The organism is Bacillus sp. jun7 (assembly GCF_051034795.1).
Taxonomy (GTDB): domain Bacteria; phylum Bacillota; class Bacilli; order Bacillales; family Bacillaceae; genus Bacillus; species Bacillus velezensis.
On the sequence record NZ_CP093219.1, the window covers coordinates 2,418,440 to 2,442,768 of the forward strand.

A 24,329-nucleotide genomic window follows, 5' to 3' on the forward strand; every position below is an offset into this window, starting at 1 on the left:
TGTCAAATCAGCGGGGGCAAGCAATGGATTGCAGTCGCTTGGAATGAGTATGGTTCCGGATGTGATCAGCTCGTTTCAACACATATATCCTTATGTCAATTTTCAGTTGAACCAAGCGTCAAATCAGCTGTCATTCCTTCTTAATTGTTATTTGCTGAAATAGATGGAGCGGACTCCATGTCAATCTGTTTTTTTGAAAAAAAGCTGATCGGCAAATATGGTATGATTTACATAATCAGGGAGTGGGGTTGCAGAGGATGAATACGAAGAGAGCGTATTACGCTATTTTATACAGCCAGACCGCTATCAACTTGGGGTTTTCACTTTATACGATGGCCGTTATCTTGTTTTTGTTTACAAAAACCGGTTCGACAGCGATGGCCTCTCTTATGACGCTCGTCAGCATTGTATGCCGCGTATTGGGCAGCGCCGTTTTGCCGCTGGTCACCGGCCGGTTCACGCTTCGTTCTTTGTTAATCAGTTCTCAATTGATACAGATCACACTGTTAGTCTGTTTGTTTTTTGTCATCCAAACCGGTTCATCCGCATTCTTTTTTCTGCTGTTTTGTCTGATCGGAGGCATTTCTTTTTGCAACGGATGGTTTGCTCCGATAAAAAGCGCGCTGATTGGGGAAATCATTCCTCCTGATCGAAGGGCGAAAGCGAACAGTTTATTATCTGCGGCGGATCAGACCGTTCAGTTTGCGGGGTGGTCTTTGGGCGGCGTCATCATAGCGTTCCTGGGAGAGAGCGATACAATGATCGTCACTGTCATGTTATTGGTTTCTTCGGTGTTGGGCATTATTCTGTTTCTTCAAGTACGCATGTGTGCGCCGGCAGCAGTCAGGAAACGTTCCCTTTTTGCAGATGCGGCAAGCGGCTGGGTGTATTTATTTCAGCAAAAACAGCTCAGGGTTCTCATTGTGATGGATGTGATCGAATCGTGGGCAGGCATGATATGGATCGGGTCTGTGTCCTTGACTTATGTGCATGACGTCCTTCATAAAGGAGAGGCTTGGTGGGGGTATGTGAACGGAGCCTATTATGCAGGGACGATGATCGGAGGACTGATCATCTATAAGTTATCCGGTAAGTTTCAGCATCATCTCATTCCGCTTATGCTGACGGGAGCCTTGGCATATGGAATGTTCACGTTTATTTACGGGCTGATCACAAGCGCCGTTACGGCCCTTTTTCTGGTGCTGTGTATGGGGCCGGCTTGTGTATTACGAGATCTCACGCAGGAAACATTACTTCAAAACATCACGACCGAAAAGACACGGGTCAATATATTAGCGGCGAGATCAGCTTTAGTTCAGTTCATTTTTATGTTTTCCATTATCGGAACGGGGATTATCTCGGATGTATTCGGCGTGCGGTTTATTTATATCGGCGCAGGCCTTCTCTTATTAATTTCGGCTTTTATCGGATTTTCTCAGCTGAGAATGAAGAAAATGGTACAGAGCGGCATGTAGTGTAGTATAATCAGGAACGTACGTTCTATATCGAGAGAGGAGAGGGTAATGTGGGACATCTGGCACTGCAATTGTATGATTATCATCTTTGGGCAAATCAGCAAATATTCACCCGGCTTAAAGAGCTTCCGGAGGATGTGTACCGTAAGGAGATTCAAAGTGTCTTTCCGTCGATAGCCGGTGTATTGACTCATGTGTATCTGTCCGATAAGGGGTGGTTTGATGTGTTCTCCGGAGAGCGTCTGGAGGATACGCTGAAATCAGCTGAACAGCAAAAAGGGGACATCTTGTCTAAAGAGATAGAAGAGCTGGAAGATCTATTTTTGGAATTATCAGACCGGTATCAACTATTTTTGCAGAAGGAGGAAAATATCAGCCTCCCCCTTGAAATAGAGCATCCGTCAGGTGACATCATGAAAACCGCAGCTGCCGATATGATCCTACATGTTGTGAACCACGGAACGTATCATCGCGGGAATATAACAGCCATGCTCAGACAGATGGGGTATGCTTCTGTGCCGACGGATTACGGTATTTATTTATATATAAACAAAAAGTAAACAAGACAGCCAACGCGGCTGTCTTGTGATATCCGTAAAAGAGCCAAATCATATGAGTGATTTGGCTTTTTCGTTTGCTATGCCATGTTTTGCAGCCGTTCTAAACTGTTTTTCCAATTCGCTTCAAGCGCTGTAAAAGCAGCGGCGGCATCTTGCTGTTCTAATGCGTGAATGATATCAGAGTGTTCATTATATGATCTGTTTAAAGCGCCGCTTTCACTGAAATAGCGGATTTCCAGTCTCTGAATTTTGACTTTCAGGCTTACAAGCAATTTGTGAAGTTCAGCGTTGTCCGCAAGCAGAATGATGTGATGGTGAAATGCATTATCCGCTTCCAGAACGGCCATTTTATCGCCGTCTTTCATCGTTTGAAGAAGATTTTCATTCAGCTGTTTCAATTCTTGAATCACGGCATCGTCCATACGCGGGAGGGCTTGCTGCAATGCGAGTTTCTCAAGCGTCCAGACGATGGAATACAAGTTTTCCGCTTCTTTTAACTCAATCGGAGCGACAAGCGTCCATCTGTTCGCTTTTGTTATCACCAAGCCGTCATCTTCCAGCCGCAATAAGGCTTCCCGTATCGGGGTGCGGCTGATTCCCAATGTTTCCGACAAATCCTTGTCCTTTAACTTTGTTTCCGGTTTGAGCTTGCCCGTTATGATCCAGTTTCTGAGTGTGCGATACACTTCGTCCCGCATGATGGTTCTTTTCAGCACAGGTTCTTTGTTTTGATTATCCAATGGAACACCTCATGAATCGTAGTATACATATTTGCATTTTACCACAGTCCGGGCGCCGGTTAGAAATGAAGAGGGACGTCTAAGAATGAATCGAACCGAGATGCTTCATCTCAATATGCTGAAAGTCAGCGGAGCCGCCTTCAGAAAAGAGCGTGATTCCCTGATCTTCGTGTTTTGGGAACACTTCATTTGTCAGAACGGTTTTTCCGTCGTCTGCAAATACTTCAATACTTGTTTTATCTACGAGAATTTTCAGATGGACGCGTCCTTTGTTTCCGTCAAATGGGGCTTTGCTTTCGACGTATGCGCCGGTTTTATCAGGCTGGTCTGTAAACGATCTGTTCACATACGCACAGCCGTCTTCTGCTGAAATACCGACATCAATATGCCGGCTTTGGTCTGCTGATTCTCTGAGTCTGACGCCTGCATTTTTGATATCTGACCAAGCGATATCCATATCAAGCTGATATGTATCACCTTTGATCGGCAGTGTCTCTGAACCGTTCACTTGTTTGTGTTCTATGCTGTCAGTTGAAGAGGTTAATTGGTTCAATGCTTCAACCGGCTCTGACACAAGGCTGTATGTGCCGCCGTCCTGCTGCTGAAGGCGGATTTCACGGACGATAGAATCCGTGCCGTTAAAGCCGTTTTTTAGTGTCGGTGTTTCATTCGGATAATCCCAATTGTTCATCCATGCCAGCGCATAGCGTTTTGTCAGCGGATCTTCGCTATTACCGTCTTCAAATGTGACGCCGCCGTACCAGTCAAAGCCGTAATCGAGCCATTGCGGTTCTTCTTGATCGGCGGTAAATTCCTTCCCGTCAAAGTTTCCGGTCCAATACGCGTACGTATTCGGTTTGCCTGCGGGTTTGCCGTTTGCGCTTGCGCCCAGAACCCATTTGGCTGTTCCGTCATCTGCACGCATCATATAAAGGTCGGGGCATTCGACGAGGCCGATCTGCTGAGTGATAAAGCCGCCCGTGTATTTCCAATTTTTTAAATCGGGTGATTCATAAAAACCGATTTTTTCTCCTTCGGCCATGGCCATCACCCATTTGTCATCCTGTTCATCCCAGATCACTTTCGGGTCCCGGAAATCCTTAGTTCCCGGGTTTTTCATAACGGGCTGATCACTATAGGAAGTAAACGTTTTTCCCTTATCCGTGCTGTACCATAAATATTGTTCCTGGGCTTTTGTTTTGGCAGTCGGCTGCGTTGTGACGGCGACCAGCGCGTTTTTGCCGAAGCCCGCCGTGTTGTGTTTATCAATGACGACAGAACCGGACCATATATCGCCGTTTTCGTTGGTGTATTTCGGAATAGCCGTGCCTTCGTCCGTCCAGTGCACCAAGTCCTCTGATACGGCGTGCCGCCATTCTGTGCCGTTGCCGTTCGGGTAATCCCGATTATAAAGATAGTAGTAATGATATTTCCCCTCGAAAAAAATGGGCTTTTGAGGGTCGTTTTTCCATTTGTCCGGGGTCGTAAAATGATACGCCGCCCGGTAATCCTTCTTATGCTCCGTGTTTGTGTCAGAGGAATTGTGGGTTTTGTTCGGCAGTAAGCCGACAAACAGGAACGCACCCAAAAAGATCAATATTACAACGGGCCATTTTCGAGCCATGATTGAGTTCACCATCTTGTTGAGAAATAAAAGAAAATGCCAATGAAGTATCGGCATTTTCTTTTTGTTGTTATTAGTTGTTAACCGTAAGCTGTCCTTGTTCAAGGATGCTGTTTTTAACAACGGATGTTTTCTTGCCTTTGATGTTCATTAAGAAGCTTGGCGCAAATGTCGCCTTTTTATCCTCAAAGAAGCCTCTGTTTGTCATGTAGCTTGTGATCACGACATTGTTGCCTTTGGCTTGCGGCACTGCGAAGTGAGAGTAAGTGAACGTTACATCGTTAGGATCAAGACCCATTTGCAGGACAAGACCAGTTTTGTTCAGCGGCTTGTAAGGACCTGTTAAAGAGTTTGATACATAACCAAGCATGTAAATATCGTTTGAGTTAATACCGTCGATCGTCATTTTTGAACCGCGTGAATCAGTGAACAGGTACCATTTGCCGTTCATTTTGAAAACATTCGCGCGCTCGATTTCATCAGTTACCGTGTTTGAAGTGATCAGCGGCTTCATGACTTTTTTCAATGTGTAATCATCGTTTAACTCTACCATACCGAGGGCGCCGTTCGCTAATTCAGCATCGCGTTTTTTAGCGCTTTGCTGAAGCTTCTGACTTTCTTTACGGAAGAAGTTTGTGCTGCCGCCGTAGTACGCTTTGTTAAATAAAGATTCTTCGCCTTGGTATCCGTTTTCTGTTCCCGTGTTGGCTTCGAATACAAGGTATTTATGGCCTTTGTCTTCAACGTAGTGAGGGTCTCTCAGCGTATGGTTGTCGCCGGATGTATAGTTCCCTTCATCGATAAACTGCTGAACGTTTTGATATGTTTTTCCGTCGCCGTCAAAAATCGTTTTATGATCTTCCACTCCGTTGATCTTGAGCGTGTCATCAGATTTTGACACATTTACCTGCGCCGTTGTCAGGCTTTGTTTGCCGTAATGTTTACCGGAAAAGTCAGTGTAGAATAAACGGATTTTTCCGTCAGATGTAAAGGTTGCAGAACCGGACCATTCTTGTGTCTGTTCTTTCAGGATTTCATCGTTGGCGTCGAACTTATCGCTGTCTTTAAAGACACGGCCCGCGTTTTTCCAGCTGTCGATCGAGTTGTCGCCGACTTTTTGGTAAAACATGTAGATGGATGTGTCATCAGCGTCTTTCGGGCTTCCGGCAAGAGCAAACACGACGTGATAGCCATTGTATTCAGCTACTGTTCCGTCAGCGTTTTGGAGCGGCCAGCTGTCCCACACATCCAGTCCTTTCGCGGACTCGATATTTTTAATTGTTGATGGGTCGAATTGAGGCACTTGGTATTTTTCACTTTGCTGCTGTTTAGGGATCTGCAGCATATCATGGCGTGTGATATGAGAGACGCCGTACGTTTCTTTGTAAGGTTTTTGGGTATTTTCTTTCGCGAAGGCTTGAGTCGCTCCCCCTGCCAGAAGTGCAGTCGTAAAAGTTAGAACTGTGGCTCGTTTTGCAAATTTTTTGATGTTCATGTTCATGTCTCCTTTTGTATGTACCTTTTTTTGCGATCTGCCGATTCGATCCTCCTGCATTCATGGATGACAGGTTTGTTACAGAAAAAAAGACCTAAAATATGTATGGGGTGACGCCAAAGAATACACTTTGCCCTTAACACATTTTAGGTCTTGCCTGCTTTATCAGTAACAATCCTGCATGATTTACTTGTCGACATCATTCTATTAGACTCTGATTCTATTGACAACTGGTCTATTTTCCTCTTTTGGATGATAGTAAAATGAAAAAAGGCCTTTTAATATATGGGTAATTGAGACTAAGGGGTGCTCTGGCCCTAGGAAAAAACCTCTCTAAAAAAGAGAGGTTATTTTTTCTTTATAGATAATAAAGCGATGGTGGTTAAAATCAGCAAAGTACCCAGCCATTCTGATATTCCGAAGGGAACATGCAGCCAGATAACAGCTAAAAAAGCTGCCGACAGCGGCTCTGCACAGGCGAGCAGGCTGGTTTCAGAGGCACTCAGATATTTCAGGCTTTCCAAGTAGCAATAAAAAGCGATGAGCGTTCCGAAAATGATGATAAACACAATCGCGGCATATGCAGGAAAGGACCACTCGCCTTCAAATGTCCAGGGCGGGCGGATCAAGCTGAGGGCGGCTCCGCCGATCAGCATGCCCCATCCTACAACAATGGCGGATCCCCATTTTTTCAGCAGACGATGCGGCTGAAGGGTGTAAAACGCCAGTGCAAACGCCGAACTGATTCCCCAAAAGACGGCCAGACCGGATATGGACAGGCTTCCGACATTCCCGTGCGTGACCAAAATGAATGTGCCGGCAACCGCCAATAAGACGGCGAACAGCTCTTTTCCTGAAGGAATTCTCTTTGCGCGAATCGCTAAAAAGCATGTAATGATCGCCGGTCCTAAATACTGAAGAACGGTAGCTGTTGCCGCGTTGCCATGCTCAATTGCCGCGAAGTAGGTGTATTGAACACCTAACATTCCGAAAATCCCGAATAAAAGAAGGGGAATTCTGTCCCGTCTGTCTTTCCAAACAGCCCATATCCGTCCTTTTTCTTTGCGGTACGCGATTCCGAGCAGAAGCGCCCCTGACACCAGAAGGCGCACTGAAGTCAGCCATTCTGTATTAAAATGGCGGTGCTGGAACAGATACTGGGCAACCGTTCCCGAGACCCCCCATAAGATAGCTCCTGTAAGCACAAGCCAAATACCTGTTGTTCGTGAATAAGAAAGAGCAGCGTGTTTTTCCAGGATAGACACCCCCGATTCTGATGTTGCGACAGCAACTTACAATAATTAGAAAAAAGAACGCCTTACATGTGATATATTATATATTGTATATTAATAGGCGTCAAAATAATTTTAGAGTAAGCGCTTGCAAAACGGACGTCTGATGAACGAGCTGTAAAAAAAACACCCCGGCTGGTTGCCGGGGTGTTTTGGTTATTCTGCAATCGCGTCTGTTAAAACAGGAACGACTTGTTTCTTTCTGGATACGACGCCTTTTAAAAGAGCCGTGTTGTTTTCTAACGTCACGTTGAATGCTTTTTCCACTTTTGACGCTTGATCACCGATGGCAAGCGCAAGGGAATCGTTTTCCAGAATATCCGTAATCACGAGAAGGAACAGGTCAAGGTTCTTCTCGGCAATTACTTTTGAAAGAGCCGCTTCTAATTCCGGCTGCCGCTTTTTGACATCTTCAATATCAACTGTGTTGACTTGGGCGATTTCGACTTTTTTGCTGCCGAGCGTGAACTCTTTCGCATCAAGAGAAATCAGTTCTTCCACAGTTTTTTTGCTTAAGTCGGCGCCCGCTTTCAGCATGTTTAAGCCGTACTCTTCCGCATCTACGCCGGCAATTTCAGCAAGCTCTTTTGCCGCTGCGATATCTTGCTCCGTGCAAGTCGGAGATTTAAATAACAGAGAGTCGGAAATGATTGCTGACAGCATGAGGCCCGCAATTTCTTTCTCGATTTTCACGTTATTTTCTTTGTACATTTTGTTTAAGATCGTAGCCGTACAGCCGACCGGCTCAGCACGGTAGTAAAGAGGTTCTGCTGTTTCGAAGTTGGCGATACGGTGGTGGTCGATCACTTCAAGAACCTGAACGTCTTCGATATCTTTGATGCTTTGCTGGCGTTCATTGTGGTCAACAAGGATGACGCCGTTTACTTCGTTTGCGGCTGTTTCCACCAAACGAGGGCTTTCCTGCTTGAAATAATCAAGCGCGTATTGTGTTTCGCCGTTGACTTGTCCAAGGCGGACGGGCTCAGCATTGAAGCCGAGTTTATTTTTTAGATCAGCGTAGGCAATGGCAGAGCAAATGGTATCTGTGTCTGGGTTTTGATGTCCGAAAATAAGAATTTTTTCCATAATAACTCCTTGTCCTTTTTTGTAGTGTAAACAATCTTTTTATAGTTTAACACGTCTTGCGGAGGGTGTAATCTTCAAAACCTTAAAAATTGATGTGAAAAAGAAGCATTTTTGTTGAGCGGTGAGGAGGATTGCGAGTAAAATACTGGGTAAGTCAGATGCTAATCAGCATATAGTATCAAAAAAGGTACTATGGAGGATGAAAAATGAACATATATCCGAATAAAGAAGGTTGTCCGGTTGAACTGACGCTTTCCGTTATCGGCGGAAAGTGGAAGGGTATTTTGTTTTATCATATGATCGGCGGAAAAAAGCGGTTTAATGAGTTTCGGCGCATTTGCCCCAGCATTACGCAGCGTATGCTGACGCTTCAGCTTCGCGAGCTTGAGGCGGACGGCATCGTGCATCGCGAGGTATATCAGCAGGTGCCTCCAAAGGTGGAGTATTCTCTTACCGAATTCGGCAGGTCGCTGGAACCGATCGTTTTGCAAATGAAGAAATGGGGAGATGCCAACCGGGAGTTTCTCGAGACATACCGGGAAAAAACGTCGCCTCAAGATCAGTCCGCTCAAAAATAAGAAGCAGCAAAGGATTAAATTCCTTGCTGCTTTTTTTTATTTCATCGCGATGGCTTTTCTGGCGTTGCGCACATCATTCTTCAGCAATTCGCTCAGGTTGTAAGCAGGATATTGACCGCGTTCTTCCATATACTCAAAGACCATTTGATGCCACTTGATAGCCGCGTTTAAGTGCTTGACGAAAACGTGTCTTAATTGGGGTGTGGCCGTCTCTGTAATGGCTCCGGCGTAATTGCGCACAGACGTTTTGGCCATGCTCAGCAGGCCGCCGCTGTAAAACGCGGAATCAGCGCGCTCTTCTGTTTCATCCTCACGAAAAGCGGGAGCTTCAGGGAAGAAAGGAAGCAGTTCACGCAGATTTTGTTCCAGCGAATGGATGGAAAATCGGTAAAGCTGTTTTAATCTGGCATCGCTTACGTCCCGCTCTGTTCTTTTTAATTTCACAAGTCCGTTTGCCTGGAAAGCCACTAACTCATGCAGTTCTAACGTTTCATGCCATGCTAATGTTCTCCGCTCGGTCATAGTGTAAGAATCTCCTTTATCCTTCATTTTCACTTTCAGCATATGCCCCGGTCCCGATGTTGTTCCTGATGTTTTGAAGTTTCCAGAAAGGGAAACTCAATGTAAAGGAAATACGAAATAGAGGTGAAACTATATGTGGGACATGATAAAGAACTTCTTCCTTTTCAGCAGCGGGGTTTTACAGGCGACCACTCTCTTACTTATCGTTATCGTCTTGTTATATGTACGAAAAACCAAAAAGAAAAACAGAGATACTTCTGGTTTCATGGATGATCAGGATCACTGATACAACGGGCATTCTTTCACGGGGATGTCCGTTTGTCTGTTTTCATGTTTCACATGGAACATTGCGGCTGTCCGCGCTCATTTTACTTGCGATTTCGACTTATGTTAAAATATATACGTGTATTTTGGAGAGTTTATGGAAAATTCAGGTCTTGAAAGAGACATTGCGGCGTCAAAAGAGCAGTCGTCTAAGCTGCTCTTTTCTATTCGTATGTTCGAATGATACAAGGTTTGAGGTGAGTAAGTGAAAAATACAAGGGCTCTAATAGAAGGCGCCATTTTGATCAGTATTTTTGCAATCATTTCCCTTTTGGTCGTGTACCTCCCTTTACTGGGGGCAATTCTTCTCTTTGCTTTGCCGCTGCCGATCATTCTTTACACCATTCGGCACGGTCTGAAGCCCGGGGTATGGATGGGGCTTGCCAGCCTTCCTGTCAGCTTTATTGTAGGTTCGTTTACCGGGCTTACAGGCGCTTTTATGGCGGCCTGTACGGGAATCGCCATGGGATATTATTTTAAAAAGAAACAGCCCGGCTATGCGGTTGCTGCCGGCGCTATGGCGTATGTGCTGTGCGGCGTCGTTTTTTTTGTGGTCAGCATCGTGCTTCTTAATATGAATGTGATCGATACCACCATGTCCCAGCTTCGGGAGTCGATGTCTTTAGCAGAAACCATGTCAAAGCAGCTCGGTTACGGAGATCAGTTCGGGAAGCAGATCAAGCTGATGGAAAGTCAGCTGAACACGGTTCAATATCTTTTTCCGACAGTGCTCGTATTGACCGGCATCGTTTTTTCTTTCCTCAGTTATGCTATGGCAAGGCCGCTTTTACGGCGATTTTCCCCTGATCTTCCGAAGATGAAGCCTTTTAGAGAGCTCAAACTCCCGCAAAGCGTTGTCATTCTGTATTTTATTGTGACGATATTAGGGTTTCTGCCTTTAGAAAAAGGGCATATGCTGTATTCGGTTTCATTGAATGGGGGATTTATTCTCAGCTTGCTGATTTGTATTCAAGGGTTAGCGTTTATTTTTTTCTATTGCCGCGAAATGGAGATGCCGAAAGCCGTTCCTGTTTTAGCAATTGTGCTGGGTGTGCTTTTTCCGCTCATCTTGTCCGTGTATCTCCTCTTAGGCATCATTGACATAGGCTTTAACATAAGAAATAAGGTGACGCGAAATTGAGTGTGACTTACAGGTGGGGAGTTGATAGAAATGCCTAGTTTTTATGAAAAACCGTTGTTTCGGTATCCCATCTATGCATTGATTGCATTGTCAATCATCATAATCCTCATCAGCATTTACTTTAACTGGCTGATAGGAGCCATCAGCGTTGTGCTGCTCGCCGTGATCCTGTTTTTCATTAAGCGTGCGGATTCTCTGATCAGAAAAGAAATTGACGATTATATCTCCACGTTATCGTATAGATTGAAAAAAGTAGGCGAAGAGGCATTAATGGAAATGCCTATCGGGATTATGCTGTTTAATGATCAATATTACATTGAGTGGGCGAATCCGTTTTTGTCTTCCTGTTTTAATGAAAGCACGCTCGTCGGGCGCTCGCTGTATGACACATGCGAGGCCGTCGTGCCGCTGATCAAGCAGGAGGTCGATTCGGAAACGATCACCTTGAATGAGCGGAAGTTTAAAGTAGTGATTAAAAGAGATGAGCGCCTGCTCTATTTCTTTGATGTGACAGAACAGATTCAGATTGAAAAGCAGTACGAAAATGAGAGAACCGTGCTGGCATATATCTTTTTAGATAACTATGATGACGTCACACAGGGGCTGGATGACCAAACGAGAAGCACGATGAACAGCCAGGTCACCTCATTATTAAATGCGTGGGCGCAGGAGTACGGCATTTTCCTGAAACGGACGTCCTCGGAGCGGTTTATCGCGGTGTTAAATGAACACATTTTAACGGAGCTTGAAAACGCGAAATTTTCGATTTTGGATGAAATCCGTGAAAAAACATCCGTTCACACTGTATCTTTGACCCTCAGCATCGGGATCGGCGCATCGGTTTCTTCTTTGAAGGAGCTTGGAGATCTGGCGCAGTCCAGCCTCGATTTGGCTCTCGGCCGCGGAGGCGACCAAGTGGCCATCAAAATGCCGAACGGCAAGGTGAAATTTTACGGCGGCAAAACAAATCCGATGGAGAAACGCACAAGGGTGCGCGCCCGGGTGATTTCTCACGCGCTCAAGGAGATTGTCTCAGAAAGCAGCAATGTCATTATCATGGGGCACAAATTTCCTGATATGGACGCAGTCGGAGCCGCAATCGGAATATTGAAGGTGGCGCAGGCCAACGGCAAAGAAGGCTACATCGTCATTGATCCGAACCAGATCGGATCAAGCGTTCAGCGCCTGATTGAAGAAATTAAAAAATATGAAGAGCTGTGGTCGCGGTTCATCACACCGGAAGAGGCGATGGAGATTTCAAATGACGACACGCTGCTTGTCGTCGTTGATACACATAAACCGTCCCTTGTGATGGAAGAGCGTCTCATGAACAAAATCGAGCACATCGTTGTGATTGACCACCACCGCAGAGGCGAGGAATTTATTAAAGACCCGCTGCTCGTTTATATGGAGCCATACGCTTCATCCACCGCAGAACTCGTGACGGAGCTGCTTGAATACCAGCCGAAGCGGCTCAAAATCAATATGATTGAAGCGACGGCCCTGTTAGCTGGTATAATAGTGGATACGAAGAGTTTTTCCCTTCGCACGGGCTCGCGGACGTTCGACGCCGCTTCTTATTTGAGAGCGAAAGGCGCAGATACGGTTCTGGTGCAGAAAGTTCTCAAAGAATCCGTCGGTTCTTATATCAAGCGGGCGAAACTGATCCAGCATACAGCTCTTTATAAAGAACATATCGCGATTGCTTCTCTTCCTGAGAACGAAGAGGAGTACTTTGACCAGGTGCTGATTGCGCAGGCGGCTGATTCCCTCTTATCGATGAGTGAAGTGGAAGCTTCATTTGCGGTAGCCAGACGGGATGAGCATACGGTGTGCATCAGTGCGAGATCGCTGGGCGAGGTCAATGTGCAGATTATTATGGAGGCGCTGGATGGCGGAGGGCATTTAACCAATGCGGCAACCCAGTTATCGGGCATTTCTGTATCAGAAGCGCTCGTCCGGCTGAAGGAAGCCATTGATGAATATTTTGAGGGAGGCGTTCAGAGATGAAGGTTATTTTCTTACAAGATGTAAAAGGTAAAGGAAAAAAAGGCGAAATGAAAAACGTAGCAGACGGTTATGCACATAACTTTCTCATTAAAAAAGGCCTCGCTGTCGAAGCAAATGCGACAAACATCAGCGCATTGAAAGGACAGAAAGAAAAAGAGAAAAAAGAAGCGATTGCCGAGCTTGAAAGAGCGAAAGATTTGAAAGAAACGCTTGAACAGCTGACTGTTGAGCTGAGTGCCAAATCCGGTGAAGGCGGCCGCCTGTTCGGGTCTGTCACAAGCAAGCAGATTGCAGAAGCGCTGCAAAAAACGCATAAGATTAAAGTGGATAAACGGAAACTGGAGCTCCAAGACGGTATCCGCACACTGGGATATACAAACGTTCCTGTAAAGCTGCACCCTGAAGTTCAGGCTGTGCTGAAGGTTCACGTAAAAGAAGAAGCGTAATACACAATGAAAAACCCGCCGATCCGGCGGGTTTTTTTTATGTCAGCAGACGGCGCAGCGCAAGAAAATGATGAGATTGTTTCATTTCCGATCGCTACCAGATTGCATATTATATTACATCATAACGAAGGATGTGTCGGTATGAAACGATTTTTTTCTGAAACATATTTTAATAATCCGGAGAATAAAAAGGCGCTGGAGCACTATCCGCTGATCGGAGACGGAAAAGACGGGGAAGTCTACCGCTTAACACACAACAAATGCATAAAATACTTCTTTGAAAAAGGGACATGCAAGAAGGAATTGGCGGCTTTAAAGACCGGACAAGGTTCCCCGGTGATTCCAAGACTGTATGAATACGGAGATCGTTATATTGTGATGGAATATGTCCAAGGCACCTCTCTTGCCCGCCATATCAGAAAAGAAAAATCTCTGTCCGTCAAACTGACTGCTGATATTTTAAATATGCTGGATGAATTAAAAAGAATCGGTTTTACCAGATGGGATGCCGAAATCAGGCACATTCTGATTAACGAACACGGAAATCTTAAGGTCATCGACCATAAAAGAGCTTTTTCCGCCATTACCCGGTTTCCCGTAAAACTATTAAAAGGACTGGACAAATACGGCTTGGCAGATGAGTTTTTGAACACTATAAAAAAATTAAATCCGTCACGTTACCTGGAATGGCAGCCGCACATGTAAGTTTCTGAAAATCCGCATATGTAAGTTTCCTTTTTTTAGGGTCGTCATATGATATTTGTAACATTTGTTTGGTGGAGTGTGGAAAAAATGGCAGAATACATTATGGTTATCGGCGCTCATCCCGATGATGAACTATTGGGAGCAGCGGGCACCATAAAACGGCTGATCAATGAAGGATATAAAGTGATTTCCATTATTACGGCATTAGGAAGAAAAGAAGAAGCTCATCATATTAAACAATTAGGCGAACGCGCGAATCAAGAGCTTGGAATTGAGAAAGTCATCTTTTTGGAGCATACGAATTTAGAGCTGGAATGTATCCCGCTTCATAAGCTTGTCAAAGAATTAGAGCAGCTCATTCGCGTCTATCAGCCTGATAAAATCTTTACACATCATTACGGCGATATCAATATGGACCACCAGAGAACATTCCAAGCAGTTTTAACAGCCGCCAGACCGCTTCCGAATCAAAAACCTATCGAACTGCTTACGTTCGAAACGCTATCTTCAAGCGAGTGGGAGAGGAATACGGCTGATAAACTCTTCAAACCTAATTACTTCGTTAACATCACAGACACAATGGATGCCAAACTCGCGGCGCTTCACCACTATGACGTAGAAATGAGGGATTACCCTCATCCCCGTTCATATGAAGGCGTTAAACATTTAGGAAGAGTCAGAGGGATGACGGCGGGTGTGGAATACGCTGAAGCTTTTGAAGTCGTGCGGAGGATCTGGAAATGATCAAGACATTTTCCGTCCCGTATCCGTATATGGTCCAGACGCTTGACCGCTACTACGGGGTCAAAACGCGCCCTCAAAAAAAGGCGGCAGTAAAGACACAGTTGAAACATGAACATCATATTCCGCGGTTATACAGGAAAAAAAAGAAGTTATCCATTTTGATTGCCACGTTTTGGGACTACCCGCACACGGGCGGTTTATCAAACTATATTAAAACGCTTAGTGAAGGCCTGAAAAAGAGAGGTCATAAGGTCGATGTCATCTCCCCTAATCTGTTTCCGTCCGCACAGGTAAAAGAACTGCGGGCGGCTGTTGTTCCGAAGTTAAAAGATTTCTTTAAGGACAGATATGGGGATTATAACAATCATATTTTGAAAAATAATAGGCTGATGTTTATATACGAGCAAATGCTTCAAAAGATTCATTTGGAAAGATATGATGTGTTTCATGCTCAAGATTTATTTACAGCCAATATATTAGGCAGATTCAATCAAATCTATAAGAAACCTTTATTTTTCACACCGCATGGCATGTTTACTTTCAACAGACTTAAATTTCACATCTTTAAAAAAGGATCGGTAGAAGAGTTTTATTATAAAAAACTAGAGATGAAAGCCATTGAATACGCAGATCGCCTGATTATTATCAGCGATACGTTCCGCAGCCCGCTCATGAAGCTCGGAGCCGAACAGGAAGACATGACAACGGTGATCACAGGAATCGATTACGATGCAAAAACAGGCGGGAAAAGAAAAATCCCGCTGCCGAAAAATAAGATCATCATCTCGTGTATTGCAAGATTAGGCCCGAGAAAAGGACATAATCATTTGCTTGACGCACTTTCACGAATTCCGTCTGATGTGCTTGAACATGTTCAAGTGCTGATCGCGGGCGACGGAGAGATGAGGAGCGCCTTAGAGGAACAGGCTCGAAAACTGAATCTATCTATGGTCTCCTTTTTAGGAAAAAGAGATGATGTTCCCGCTATTTTGAATATGACGGACATATTTGTACTGCCGACCATTAATGATAGTCTGCCCATCTCGATTATTGAAGCGATGTTCAGCGGCTCGGCTATCATCGCGACCGATTGCGGGGGTATTCCGGATCTGATCCGCCATAACAAAACGGGACTTATTGTCGAGCCGGGAAATGCAAAGGTTCTTGCCCGGGCTTTAGCGTTTTTTATCTCTAACAAATCTGCGCGGGAGAAGGCTGCTTCAAACGCAAAGGCCTACGCGGAGAAATATTTAAGCAGTGAGACGATGATAAAAAATATCGAATCGATTTATCAAAATACCAACAGCTCGGAGGGAGATCATGAAACATGAACATGCAGCCGTTGTACTTGATTTCAGTGCAAACGGGATTGGGATCATTCGCAGCCTGGCCCGAAGAGGAATCGATGTTTACGCGTTTGACACGGAGGGACCTTATCGTATCGGAAAGTCAAGGTTGGCAGATTGCGGGATATGTCCCAGCCCTTTAACACAAGAGGAAGAACTGCTGACATTCCTGACTGATTTCGGGAAGCGATTCCAAGCAAAGCCGGTTCTGTACGCAGGATCTGATGATTATGCGGGATTTATATCTAAATTCCGCGAGACATTAGCCGGTTTTTTTTTATTTTTGCTCCCGAGCCGCTCTCTGTTAGAAACGGTCTTAGATAAAAGCAAAGCATATGAATTAGCGGTCAAGCATCACATCCCCTGCCCGAAAACCTTTTTTCCGAACAACCGGGATGAGCTGGAAGAGGCCATCGCCAATATTGACTTCCCGTGTATTTTAAAACCGGTGGCCGGCCATGAATACAGAAAAAAAGTAAACAAAAAAGCAATTGTAATGAAGGATGCCGCACAATTGCGCAAGGAGTTCAGCTCCTACAGAGAAAATGGAGAACTGCTCGTACAGGAGATCATCCCCGGAGACAACCAGTGTTTTTATAAAGTCGCCACTTTTTATGATGACCAAATGAAATTAATGGGCTTATTCTCTCTGCAAAAGAACCATCAATTCCCTGCTGACTTTGGCGCGGGGGCCCACGTCGTCAGCAAACGGCTTCCTGATTTAATCGAGAAGACCCTGCCGTTTTTTGAAGCGATTCAGCTGAAGGGAGTAGGCATGGCGGAATTTAAAAAGGACCCCCGGGACAATGTTTATAAGTTTATCGAAATTAATCCGCGCTTTTGGCTCAGCCATAGTCTGACAGAACCGGCAGGCATTCATTTCGTTTACATGTACTATCTGTATTTGACCGGACAACATGTGAAGCCCCAGCTCGAACAAAAAGACGGAATCAACTGGATTTATGAGGTGCGTTACTTCTTAACGTTTTTGAAGAAACGAAAAAGAGGAGAAATGACGTTCCGGGATTTTTGGAAAGGATTTAAAGGAAAAAAAGAGTACGCTCTTTTTGCTTGGAATGACCCGATGCCATTTATCAGAAACACTTGGTCTCATCTCAAAAACAGCTGGAAACGGAAGCGGAAGGAAGATCGGCATGTATGAAAAGGATCTTTTGTATGACGCATTTCAAAAACTGAGAATTGACGAAAAACTGTCGTATTCGTTCGGTGAAAGGGCCGCGGTGAATCCGGATGACATCACATGCCTGAAATCAACAGACAGAAGCGCCATTTATAAACTGTTTGTAAAGAAAAAATCCGGAATTGTTCCGCTGATATTGAAGGTGTATAAATCTTCCCGTGAAAAAAACAAGGTCGAGATTAATATATACGGTAAAGCCCGTTCTGTTTTAGGGGATTTGCTGCCGGACATCTATCTTATAGAGGAAAGTGACCATGAAACGTGGATATTTATGGAGTTTGTCAGCCAGATCAGAGGACAGCTTACATTTCATCCGAAGCATTTCAAGTATATTATTCCGTCTGTCGCAGAACTGCACAGCCGCACCTTTGAAAACAAGGCTGTTTCTGACGGTAAATGGCGGTCGTGGCTGCCGGTATACGAATCGGAAACCATGAGAAAAGGGCGTAAAAAGCAGATCAAAAAGACAGCGGAATTATTGGATAGAGCTCTTAAAGATGAGCGCACAAAGGATATCGTGAAGCCTCATTATCGGCAAATCACAAACTTGCTGGAGCAGGAGGAGCCGGATTTTTTCCCTGAATTGGTCCAAAACGGCTCAGCCATCACACACGGTGATCTTCATATGCAGAATATCTGCACCCACGATGCGTCCGGACATGAACCGTGGGATATTCAATTCATCGATTGGGAATCCGCAAAGTACGCGCCGGTTTGGTTTGATATGACGGTGCTGGTCGAAATTCTGCTCGGCTTCAGAAAAGACTGGAGCCGGCACGCAGAAGATATTCGGACGTATTGCGTAAAAGTGTATACGAAAGAAATGAAAAAGCGGGGCATTCATTTTCAGACCCCTCCTATGACGCTTTATAAAATGGCTTATTTGCAGAGAACACTTGAGAAAGGGCTTCATACCCAATTGCGGAGAATCTTCGACAATCGGGGAGGAGAACTGCTGCCGTATCATGTTGACAAAGTGTCAAAATGGGGACGGGAATTAGGATTATAAGTTTAAGAGAGGGGGAGCGGATTTGAAAGGAGAGATCGGCAAGCCGAACGGTCTGGTGCCTCTTGCCTTATTGCGCGTCATGGATCAATTTTACGGGATCGAACATCAAAGTGAGCCGGAGATGCTGTATTCGTTCTGTGCGGAAGAAAAAAGCTCCCCCAAACGAAAAAAGCCATTGCGTATTCTGTACGCAACCTTTCTCCGTTACCCGAATGTCGGAGGACTGGCGAGTTATATCACGTCAATTAAGACGGGTTTTGAGCGCATCGGTCACCAGGCGGATGTCATCTCGCCGCTCCAAATGCCGCCAACTTTTTTTCAGGAAGATATCCCGCGGGCCGCTGACGAGATCAGAGCGTTTCTTGTTGGCAGATACGGGGCCGCAAACGAAAAGTTTGTGAAGAATCTCAGCTATTTACATGTCTTTCAAAGATTTTTGAAGGAGAAGGACTTAGAACAATATGACCTGTTTCACGCGCAGGATTTATTTGCGGCATTTTTGCTGGGATACCTTAATCAAACGTATCGGCGTCCGCTTTTTTTCACGCCGCACGGACATTTCACGAAAAGCCGGATGAAGTTTCATAAAATCCAAAAGGGTTCAATAGAAGAGGCATATTTCAGTGAAATAGAAAGGCAGGGTATTCGGGCTTCGGATAAAATCATTACAATCAGCGACTCCTTTCACGAGCCCTTGCTGGAGTACGGAGCGAAGGAGGCTCAGCTGACGACTGTTCATACCGGCATTGACATCCGGGTTGCACCCGTGCCAAAACGTGCTGAAAAGGTCGTGATTGCGTGCGTTTCCCGTTTGACCGAGCGAAAAGGACATGATGTGATGCTGGACGCTCTCGCCCGCATCCGGCACCATTTATCCGGAGTGGATATATGGATCATCGGGGACGGAAACATGAGAGGGTTTCTGGAAGAGAAGAGACGGAAACTGGGCCTCACAAATGTGTTTTTCCTCGGAAAACGACATGATGTGCCGGCGCTTTTGGCTGAATCATCTATATTTGTCCTGCCGACATTGAATGATAATTTCCCCATAGCGATCATCGAAGCGATGTTCTCAGGTCAAGCCATTGTCGCAACTGACTGCGGAGGAATCCCTGAGATGATCCGGCATGAGGACACAGGGCTTATCTGTCAGCCCGGCAACAGCCGTGAACTTGCTGATGCCCTCGTAAAGCTGATTACGGATCAGTCTTTCAGGGAACGGCTTGGAAAAGAAGCGCGCTCCTATGCCGGCCGGCATCTGCGTCAGGAACTGATGGTTTCAAAAATAGAAAGGATTTATCAATCATTTTTCTGAATGATACCGGCGCCGCATAGCAGGTGCTTCAAGAGCAAAAGAGGCCGGCGTTTAACTATCCAGCCTCTTTCCGAGCTGTTTTTTCATCTCATACAGAGTCTGCTGACTTTGTCCGCCCGGGCCGCCTGTCATTCTTCATCGGGCTGAGCCTGTTTTTCCGGTGCTGTGAGATTTTTGTGCCGTTCTTTTTAATCCATGAGACAAGCTTTGTGTTGCCTGAATTGTTTCCTGATTATAAGAAATAGTTCACTTTTCCTTCGTCAACAAGTTTTTTCAGCTGTGAGACGGTTTTACCGAAATTTCCTTCATGGAAAAAAGAGGCGGAAAGCCATCGCTTCCGCCTCCCGCACATATATATGAGAGAGCAGCCTTTATTTGTGATCGTTCTCTTTTTGGATTTCAGCTAATTTGGCAAGCAGAATGTGCTGAGGCATGTGCATGATTCTCTCAAGCGGCATATTCAGTGACTCTGCGAGCTTTTGCGCCGTTTCGGCGGAAATTTGCAGCGGTTTCATGTGATCACTCCTTCCGTTTCTTTATTGTACTAAAATCAGAAATCTATCGTAAGAGGATATGACAAAGGAATGGAGGTTTGAAAAGCGGGGCTTTATAACAGAATGGGGGAGGTTTTTTATGCAATCGCCATTGATGTTATTACAGCTGAAGCTGGCTGATTATCAGAAAAAAGCCGCAGAACTGCGGACAATTGACGAATTTATCATACTGAAACAGACATTGCAGGACATGATGAAAGTATTCGCCGCCTTTGAAGAATGGGAGCTGTATCAAAAAACGGCCGATCTCATGGCGCAGACGGTGCTGCACATCCGTTTCATCGAATAAGAAAAGCCCTCGCACGGGCGAAGGCTTTTCTTAAAAGGAACGTTCCTCTTCAATGTTTTTATGCTGATCATAAATGACAAGCTTAGCCGGGCTGTTCTCTTTCGCCATCTGCTCCGCTTTTTCAATCGCCGCGTCCTTTGATGTACAAAGAGCCGTCGGCGCCACATTTTCCACCTTCACAAACCATCCGTCCGCATCAACACTGGGTGTTACTGCATATGTTTTCATCCTTCTTACCTCCCGGTTTCGATTTATTTATTTGTTTCCCGGCATTCGGAACGGTAAAACACATAACCCTCTCCTGACAAATACAGGGAAAGTGATATTTTTCTATTCTTTTTCATGAGAAATGGTAAAATGAAATTTGGATATTTTTTAAGGAAAGGACGGTGCTTAGCATGACAGACCTTCTGAATGATCGGCTGCCGCCGCAAAACATAGAAGCTGAGCAGGCCGTGTTAGGTGCTGTTTTTTTACAGCCGTCTGCGTTGACACTGGCTTCTGAAGTGTTGATTCCGGATGATTTCTACAGAATGTCACATCAAAAAATTTACAATGCCATGCTCGTGCTCGGAGACCGCGGTGAACCGGTTGATTTGGTCACGGTAACGTCAGAGCTTGCGAATACCGATTTGTTAGAAGAGGTGGGAGGCGTCTCTTACCTGACGGACATCGCGAATTCCGTTCCGACAGCGGCTAATATAGAATATTACGCGAAAATCGTTGAGGAAAAATCCATTCTCCGCCGTTTAATCAGAACGGCGACCTCGATCGCTCAAGACGGGTATACGCGCGAGGATGAAGTTGAAGATTTATTAAGCGATGCGGAAAAAACGATTATGGAGGTCGCGCAGCGAAAAAATTCGGGCGCCTTCCAAAATATTAAAGACGTGCTTGTTCAAACATATGACAACATTGAGCAGCTTCACAACCGGAAAGGCGATATTACCGGGATTCCGACCGGCTTTATCGAGCTTGACCGGATGACGGCGGGTTTTCAGCGGAATGATTTGATCATTGTCGCAGCCCGTCCGTCTGTGGGGAAAACGGCGTTTGCCTTAAATATTGCGCAAAACGTGGCTACCAAAACGGATGAGAGCGTGGCGATATTCAGTCTTGAGATGGGTGCCGAGCAGCTTGTCATGCGTATGCTCTGCGCCGAAGGGAATATTAACGCCCAAAATCTCAGAACGGGTAATCTGACGGAAGAAGATTGGGGCAAGCTGACGATGGCGATGGGAAGCCTGTCAAACAGCGGTATCTTTATAGATGACACCCCCGGCATCCGCGTCAGCGAAATCCGTTCAAAATGCCGCCGGCTGAAGCAGGAGAACGGATTGGGCATGATTTTAATTGACTACCTGCAGCTCATTCAGGGAAGCGGCCGTTCGAGCGACAACCGTCAGCAAGAGGTATCGGAAATTTCACGGGCGCTAAAAGCGCTGGCGCGGGAGCTCGAAGTCCCGGTCATCGCCCTGTCTCAGCTCTCCCGGGGTGTTGAGCAGCGGCAGGATAAACGTCCGATGATGTCAGATATCCGTGAGTCGGGAAGTATTGAGCAGGATGCCGACATCGTCGCCTTCCTGTATCGTGATGATTACTATGATAAAGAATCCGAAAACAAAAACATCATCGAAATCATTATCGCCAAACAGCGTAACGGCCCGGTGGGCACCGTCTCACTGGCTTTTGTGAAAGAATACAATAAGTTCGTAAATCTGGAAAGGCGCTTTGATGACGGCGGTGTTCCGGCAGGTGCGTAAAGCCTCAAGCAATGTCTTGAGGCTTTTTTTCATCCGAAAGAATGAGAGAATGCCGTCTGTTCGGCAGTCGATAAAAAGAAAGCGCTTTTATATAATGGCATTAAGGGAGGGATGATGATGACAATTGAATTTCCGCAATTTCAAGCGGCGCAAATCCGGATTGCCCGGCCGACCGGACAGCTTAAGGAAATCATCAGGTTTTATGAAGAAGGCCTCGGATTGAAGAGGGTCGGCAGTTTTTCCGGACATGAGGGCTACAGCGGCGTCATGTTCGGCCTGCCGCATACGCAATATCACTTAGAATTCACCGAAGAAACCGGCTCGTCTCAGCCGGCGCCCGTTCCGCACGGCGACAGCCTGCTTGTCTTTTACATCCCTGATCAGCAGGAGGTCATTCGCATCAGCACGAAATTAAAGCAGATGGGATATGAGGAGAAAGAACCCGAAAACCCGTACTGGGAAGAAAAAGGCGTGACCATCGAAGATCCTGACGGCTGGCGGATCGTCCTGATGAATACAAGCGGAATATAAATGACTGTCTGAAGAACCCGGGATATGGGTTCTTTTTCATGTTAAAGTATGAAAGTTTCGGGAGTAATAGATAGCAAATGAAAGAGAAAACGCTTTTAATCAGGTTTAAGGCGAACAAATATAGAATAATAAGATTTTAATGTTCGGATTTACGATTGACTTTCTGTTTCGGCACTGATACACTTAATTTGTTTGAATGAGATATCGTTTTGAAAGGTTAACGGAGGTGCACGGATATATGTCTTCAGTAGTCGTAGTAGGTACGCAGTGGGGCGATGAAGGAAAAGGTAAAATTACAGATTTCCTATCAGAAAATGCAGAAGTGATCGCACGTTATCAAGGCGGAAACAATGCAGGACATACCATCAAGTTTGATGGCGTCACGTACAAGCTTCATTTAATCCCATCAGGAATTTTTTATAAAGAAAAAGCGTGTGTCATCGGGAACGGAATGGTTGTTGATCCGAAAGCGCTCGTAACGGAGCTTGCGTATCTTCATGAACGCAATGTGAGCACGGATAACTTGAGAATCAGCAACAGAGCCCACGTGATTCTTCCATACCATCTGAAACTGGATGAAGTAGAGGAAGAACGCAAAGGGGCCAACAAGATCGGCACAACGAAAAAAGGCATCGGACCTGCTTATATGGACAAAGCGGCGCGGATCGGCATCCGGATCGCAGACCTGCTAGATCGTGACGTGTTTGCAGAAAAGCTTGAACGGAACCTTGAAGAGAAAAACCGTCTGCTGGAAAAAATGTATGAAACGGAAGGCTTCAAAATTGAAGATATTCTGGATGAGTATTATGAATACGGCCAGCAGATTAAAAAGTATGTATGCGATACATCCGTCGTTCTGAATGACGCGCTGGATGAAGGCCGCCGCGTTTTATTTGAAGGCGCTCAAGGGGTTATGCTTGATATCGACCAAGGGACATACCCGTTTGTCACTTCATCCAACCCGGTCGCCGGAGGGGTGACGATCGGTTCAGGCGTAGGTCCGACAAAAATCCAGCACGTCGTCGGTGTATCTAAAGCGTACACAACCCGTGTCGGTGACGGTCCTTTCCCGACTGAGCTGAAAGATGAAATCGGAGATCAAATCCGTGAAGTCGGACGCGAATACGGCACAACAACAGGCCGTCCGCGCCGTGTCGGCTGGTTTGACAGCGTTGTTGTCCGCCATGCCCGCCGTGTCAGCGGAATCACAGATCTTTCTCTGAACTCAATCGATGTGCTGACTGGCATTGAAACATTGAAAATCTGTGTCGCTTACCGCTACAAAGGTGAAGTGATTGAAGAATTCCCGGCAAGTCTGAAAGCTCTCGCAGAGTGTGAACCGGTATATGAAGAAATGCCTGGCTGGACGGAAGATATCACAGGCGCAAAAACATTAAGCGATCTTCCTGAAAATGCGCGCCATTATCTGGAACGCGTATCTCAGCTGACAGGTATTCCGCTTTCTATTTTCTCTGTCGGTCCTGACCGTTCACAAACGAACGTCATCCGCAGTGTATACCGCGCTAACTAAGAATTTGCAGCAAACAAGCCTCCGGTCACGGAGGCTTGTTTTTTTATG

General features: G+C 45.6%; 25 protein-coding genes. 17 read left to right on the forward strand and 8 right to left on the reverse strand.

Annotated elements, in window-relative coordinates:
* The first annotated feature begins 257 nt into the window (after positions 1-257).
* Together MJQ52_RS11745 and MJQ52_RS11750 are read left to right on the forward strand one after the other, a co-directional pair.
* The gene (locus tag MJQ52_RS11745) at positions 258-1,475 is read left to right on the forward strand and encodes an MFS transporter (protein ID WP_094247324.1); all 1,218 of its coding nucleotides are present in this window, start codon (positions 258-260) and stop codon (positions 1,473-1,475) included.
* 50 nt (positions 1,476-1,525) lie between these two features.
* Positions 1,526-2,035: a DinB family protein gene (locus MJQ52_RS11750; RefSeq protein ID WP_070082663.1), complete on the forward strand. Its 510-nt coding sequence runs from the start codon at positions 1,526-1,528 to the stop codon at positions 2,033-2,035.
* A 77-nt stretch (positions 2,036-2,112) separates the two neighbouring features.
* On the opposite strand, the gene MJQ52_RS11755 is transcribed toward MJQ52_RS11750, so the two are convergent.
* From MJQ52_RS11755 to MJQ52_RS11775, 5 genes are all read right to left on the reverse strand, one after another.
* A complete protein-coding gene (locus tag MJQ52_RS11755) occupies positions 2,113-2,775 on the reverse strand; it encodes a GntR family transcriptional regulator (RefSeq protein WP_004393043.1) in 663 nt (220 codons plus the stop codon).
* A gap of 79 nt (positions 2,776-2,854) precedes the next feature.
* Positions 2,855-4,411 carry a glycoside hydrolase family 32 protein gene (locus MJQ52_RS11760; protein WP_094247908.1) on the reverse strand — a complete coding sequence of 519 codons (1,557 nt, stop codon included), beginning with the start codon at positions 4,409-4,411 and terminating at the stop codon, positions 2,855-2,857.
* 61 nt (positions 4,412-4,472) lie between these two features.
* A complete protein-coding gene (locus tag MJQ52_RS11765) occupies positions 4,473-5,894 on the reverse strand; it encodes a glycoside hydrolase family 68 protein (RefSeq protein ID WP_014306184.1) in 1,422 nt (473 codons plus the stop codon).
* Positions 5,895-6,241: 347 nt separating this feature from the next.
* Positions 6,242-7,159 (reverse strand): EamA family transporter, encoded by a 918-nt coding sequence (locus MJQ52_RS11770; protein ID WP_300949224.1) that lies wholly within the window; start codon positions 7,157-7,159, stop codon positions 6,242-6,244.
* 183 nt (positions 7,160-7,342) lie between these two features.
* Positions 7,343-8,272: a manganese-dependent inorganic pyrophosphatase gene (locus MJQ52_RS11775; protein WP_004393053.1), complete on the reverse strand. Its 930-nt coding sequence runs from the start codon at positions 8,270-8,272 to the stop codon at positions 7,343-7,345.
* 206 nt (positions 8,273-8,478) lie between these two features.
* Here MJQ52_RS11775 and MJQ52_RS11780 point away from each other — a divergent pair, with 206 nt between their 5' ends.
* Entirely contained in the window at positions 8,479-8,850 is a 372-nt protein-coding gene (locus tag MJQ52_RS11780; protein WP_004393054.1) for a winged helix-turn-helix transcriptional regulator, read from the forward strand.
* 36 nt (positions 8,851-8,886) lie between these two features.
* Here MJQ52_RS11780 and MJQ52_RS11785 read toward each other — a convergent pair whose 3' ends face one another.
* On the reverse strand, positions 8,887-9,372 hold the full coding sequence (locus MJQ52_RS11785; protein WP_004393056.1) for a spore coat protein: 486 nt from the start codon (positions 9,370-9,372) through the stop codon (positions 8,887-8,889).
* A 133-nt stretch (positions 9,373-9,505) separates the two neighbouring features.
* Between MJQ52_RS11785 and MJQ52_RS11790 the strand changes: the two genes are divergently transcribed.
* From MJQ52_RS11790 to MJQ52_RS11835, 10 genes are all read left to right on the forward strand, one after another.
* Positions 9,506-9,658 (forward strand): hypothetical protein, encoded by a 153-nt coding sequence (locus tag MJQ52_RS11790; RefSeq protein WP_004393059.1) that lies wholly within the window; start codon positions 9,506-9,508, stop codon positions 9,656-9,658.
* Between the two features lie 243 nt (positions 9,659-9,901).
* On the forward strand, positions 9,902-10,837 hold the full coding sequence (locus MJQ52_RS11795) for a YybS family protein (protein WP_096034912.1): 936 nt from the start codon (positions 9,902-9,904) through the stop codon (positions 10,835-10,837).
* A 30-nt stretch (positions 10,838-10,867) separates the two neighbouring features.
* Positions 10,868-12,847, forward strand: coding sequence for a DHH family phosphoesterase (locus tag MJQ52_RS11800; RefSeq protein ID WP_004393062.1), 1,980 nt, complete (start codon positions 10,868-10,870; stop codon positions 12,845-12,847).
* Positions 12,844-13,293 carry a 50S ribosomal protein L9 gene (gene rplI / locus MJQ52_RS11805; protein WP_004393063.1) on the forward strand — a complete coding sequence of 150 codons (450 nt, stop codon included), beginning with the start codon at positions 12,844-12,846 and terminating at the stop codon, positions 13,291-13,293. The genes MJQ52_RS11800 and rplI overlap by 4 nt, the downstream gene beginning before the upstream one ends.
* Before the next feature lie 6 nt (positions 13,294-13,299).
* Entirely contained in the window at positions 13,300-13,998 is a 699-nt protein-coding gene (locus tag MJQ52_RS11810) for a kinase (protein WP_077723107.1), read from the forward strand.
* An 87-nt stretch (positions 13,999-14,085) separates the two neighbouring features.
* On the forward strand, positions 14,086-14,742 hold the full coding sequence (locus MJQ52_RS11815) for a PIG-L deacetylase family protein (protein ID WP_004393067.1): 657 nt from the start codon (positions 14,086-14,088) through the stop codon (positions 14,740-14,742).
* Positions 14,739-16,073, forward strand: a complete 1,335-nt coding sequence (locus tag MJQ52_RS11820) for a glycosyltransferase family 4 protein (RefSeq protein ID WP_094247328.1) — start codon at positions 14,739-14,741, stop codon at positions 16,071-16,073. Before MJQ52_RS11815 ends, MJQ52_RS11820 begins: the two co-directional genes overlap by 4 nt.
* Positions 16,063-17,250 (forward strand): carbamoyl-phosphate synthase, encoded by a 1,188-nt coding sequence (locus MJQ52_RS11825; protein ID WP_191073253.1) that lies wholly within the window; start codon positions 16,063-16,065, stop codon positions 17,248-17,250. Before MJQ52_RS11820 ends, MJQ52_RS11825 begins: the two co-directional genes overlap by 11 nt.
* Entirely contained in the window at positions 17,243-18,298 is a 1,056-nt protein-coding gene (locus tag MJQ52_RS11830) for a phosphotransferase (RefSeq protein ID WP_094247329.1), read from the forward strand. The genes MJQ52_RS11825 and MJQ52_RS11830 overlap by 8 nt, the downstream gene beginning before the upstream one ends.
* A gap of 22 nt (positions 18,299-18,320) precedes the next feature.
* Positions 18,321-19,613 (forward strand): glycosyltransferase family 4 protein, encoded by a 1,293-nt coding sequence (locus MJQ52_RS11835; protein WP_094247330.1) that lies wholly within the window; start codon positions 18,321-18,323, stop codon positions 19,611-19,613.
* 371 nt (positions 19,614-19,984) lie between these two features.
* Here MJQ52_RS11835 and MJQ52_RS11840 read toward each other — a convergent pair whose 3' ends face one another.
* Complete coding sequence (locus MJQ52_RS11840) at positions 19,985-20,128, reverse strand: YycC family protein (protein ID WP_014306172.1); 144 nt, start codon at positions 20,126-20,128, stop codon at positions 19,985-19,987.
* A gap of 118 nt (positions 20,129-20,246) precedes the next feature.
* On the opposite strand from MJQ52_RS11840, the gene MJQ52_RS11845 reads away from it, so the two are divergent.
* Positions 20,247-20,456, forward strand: coding sequence for a hypothetical protein (locus tag MJQ52_RS11845; RefSeq protein ID WP_014306171.1), 210 nt, complete (start codon positions 20,247-20,249; stop codon positions 20,454-20,456).
* A 30-nt stretch (positions 20,457-20,486) separates the two neighbouring features.
* Here the strand turns inward: MJQ52_RS11845 and MJQ52_RS11850 are convergent, their stop codons facing one another.
* A complete protein-coding gene (locus MJQ52_RS11850) occupies positions 20,487-20,684 on the reverse strand; it encodes a DUF2188 domain-containing protein (RefSeq protein ID WP_004393099.1) in 198 nt (65 codons plus the stop codon).
* Between the two features lie 170 nt (positions 20,685-20,854).
* Between MJQ52_RS11850 and dnaB the strand changes: the two genes are divergently transcribed.
* From dnaB to purA, 3 genes are all read left to right on the forward strand, one after another.
* A complete protein-coding gene (gene dnaB, locus MJQ52_RS11855) occupies positions 20,855-22,219 on the forward strand; it encodes a replicative DNA helicase (protein ID WP_004393100.1) in 1,365 nt (454 codons plus the stop codon).
* Between the two features lie 117 nt (positions 22,220-22,336).
* Positions 22,337-22,750 carry a VOC family protein gene (locus tag MJQ52_RS11860; protein ID WP_004393101.1) on the forward strand — a complete coding sequence of 138 codons (414 nt, stop codon included), beginning with the start codon at positions 22,337-22,339 and terminating at the stop codon, positions 22,748-22,750.
* 238 nt (positions 22,751-22,988) lie between these two features.
* On the forward strand, positions 22,989-24,281 hold the full coding sequence (purA, locus tag MJQ52_RS11865; RefSeq protein ID WP_004393102.1) for an adenylosuccinate synthase: 1,293 nt from the start codon (positions 22,989-22,991) through the stop codon (positions 24,279-24,281).
* Positions 24,282-24,329 lie beyond the last annotated feature (48 nt).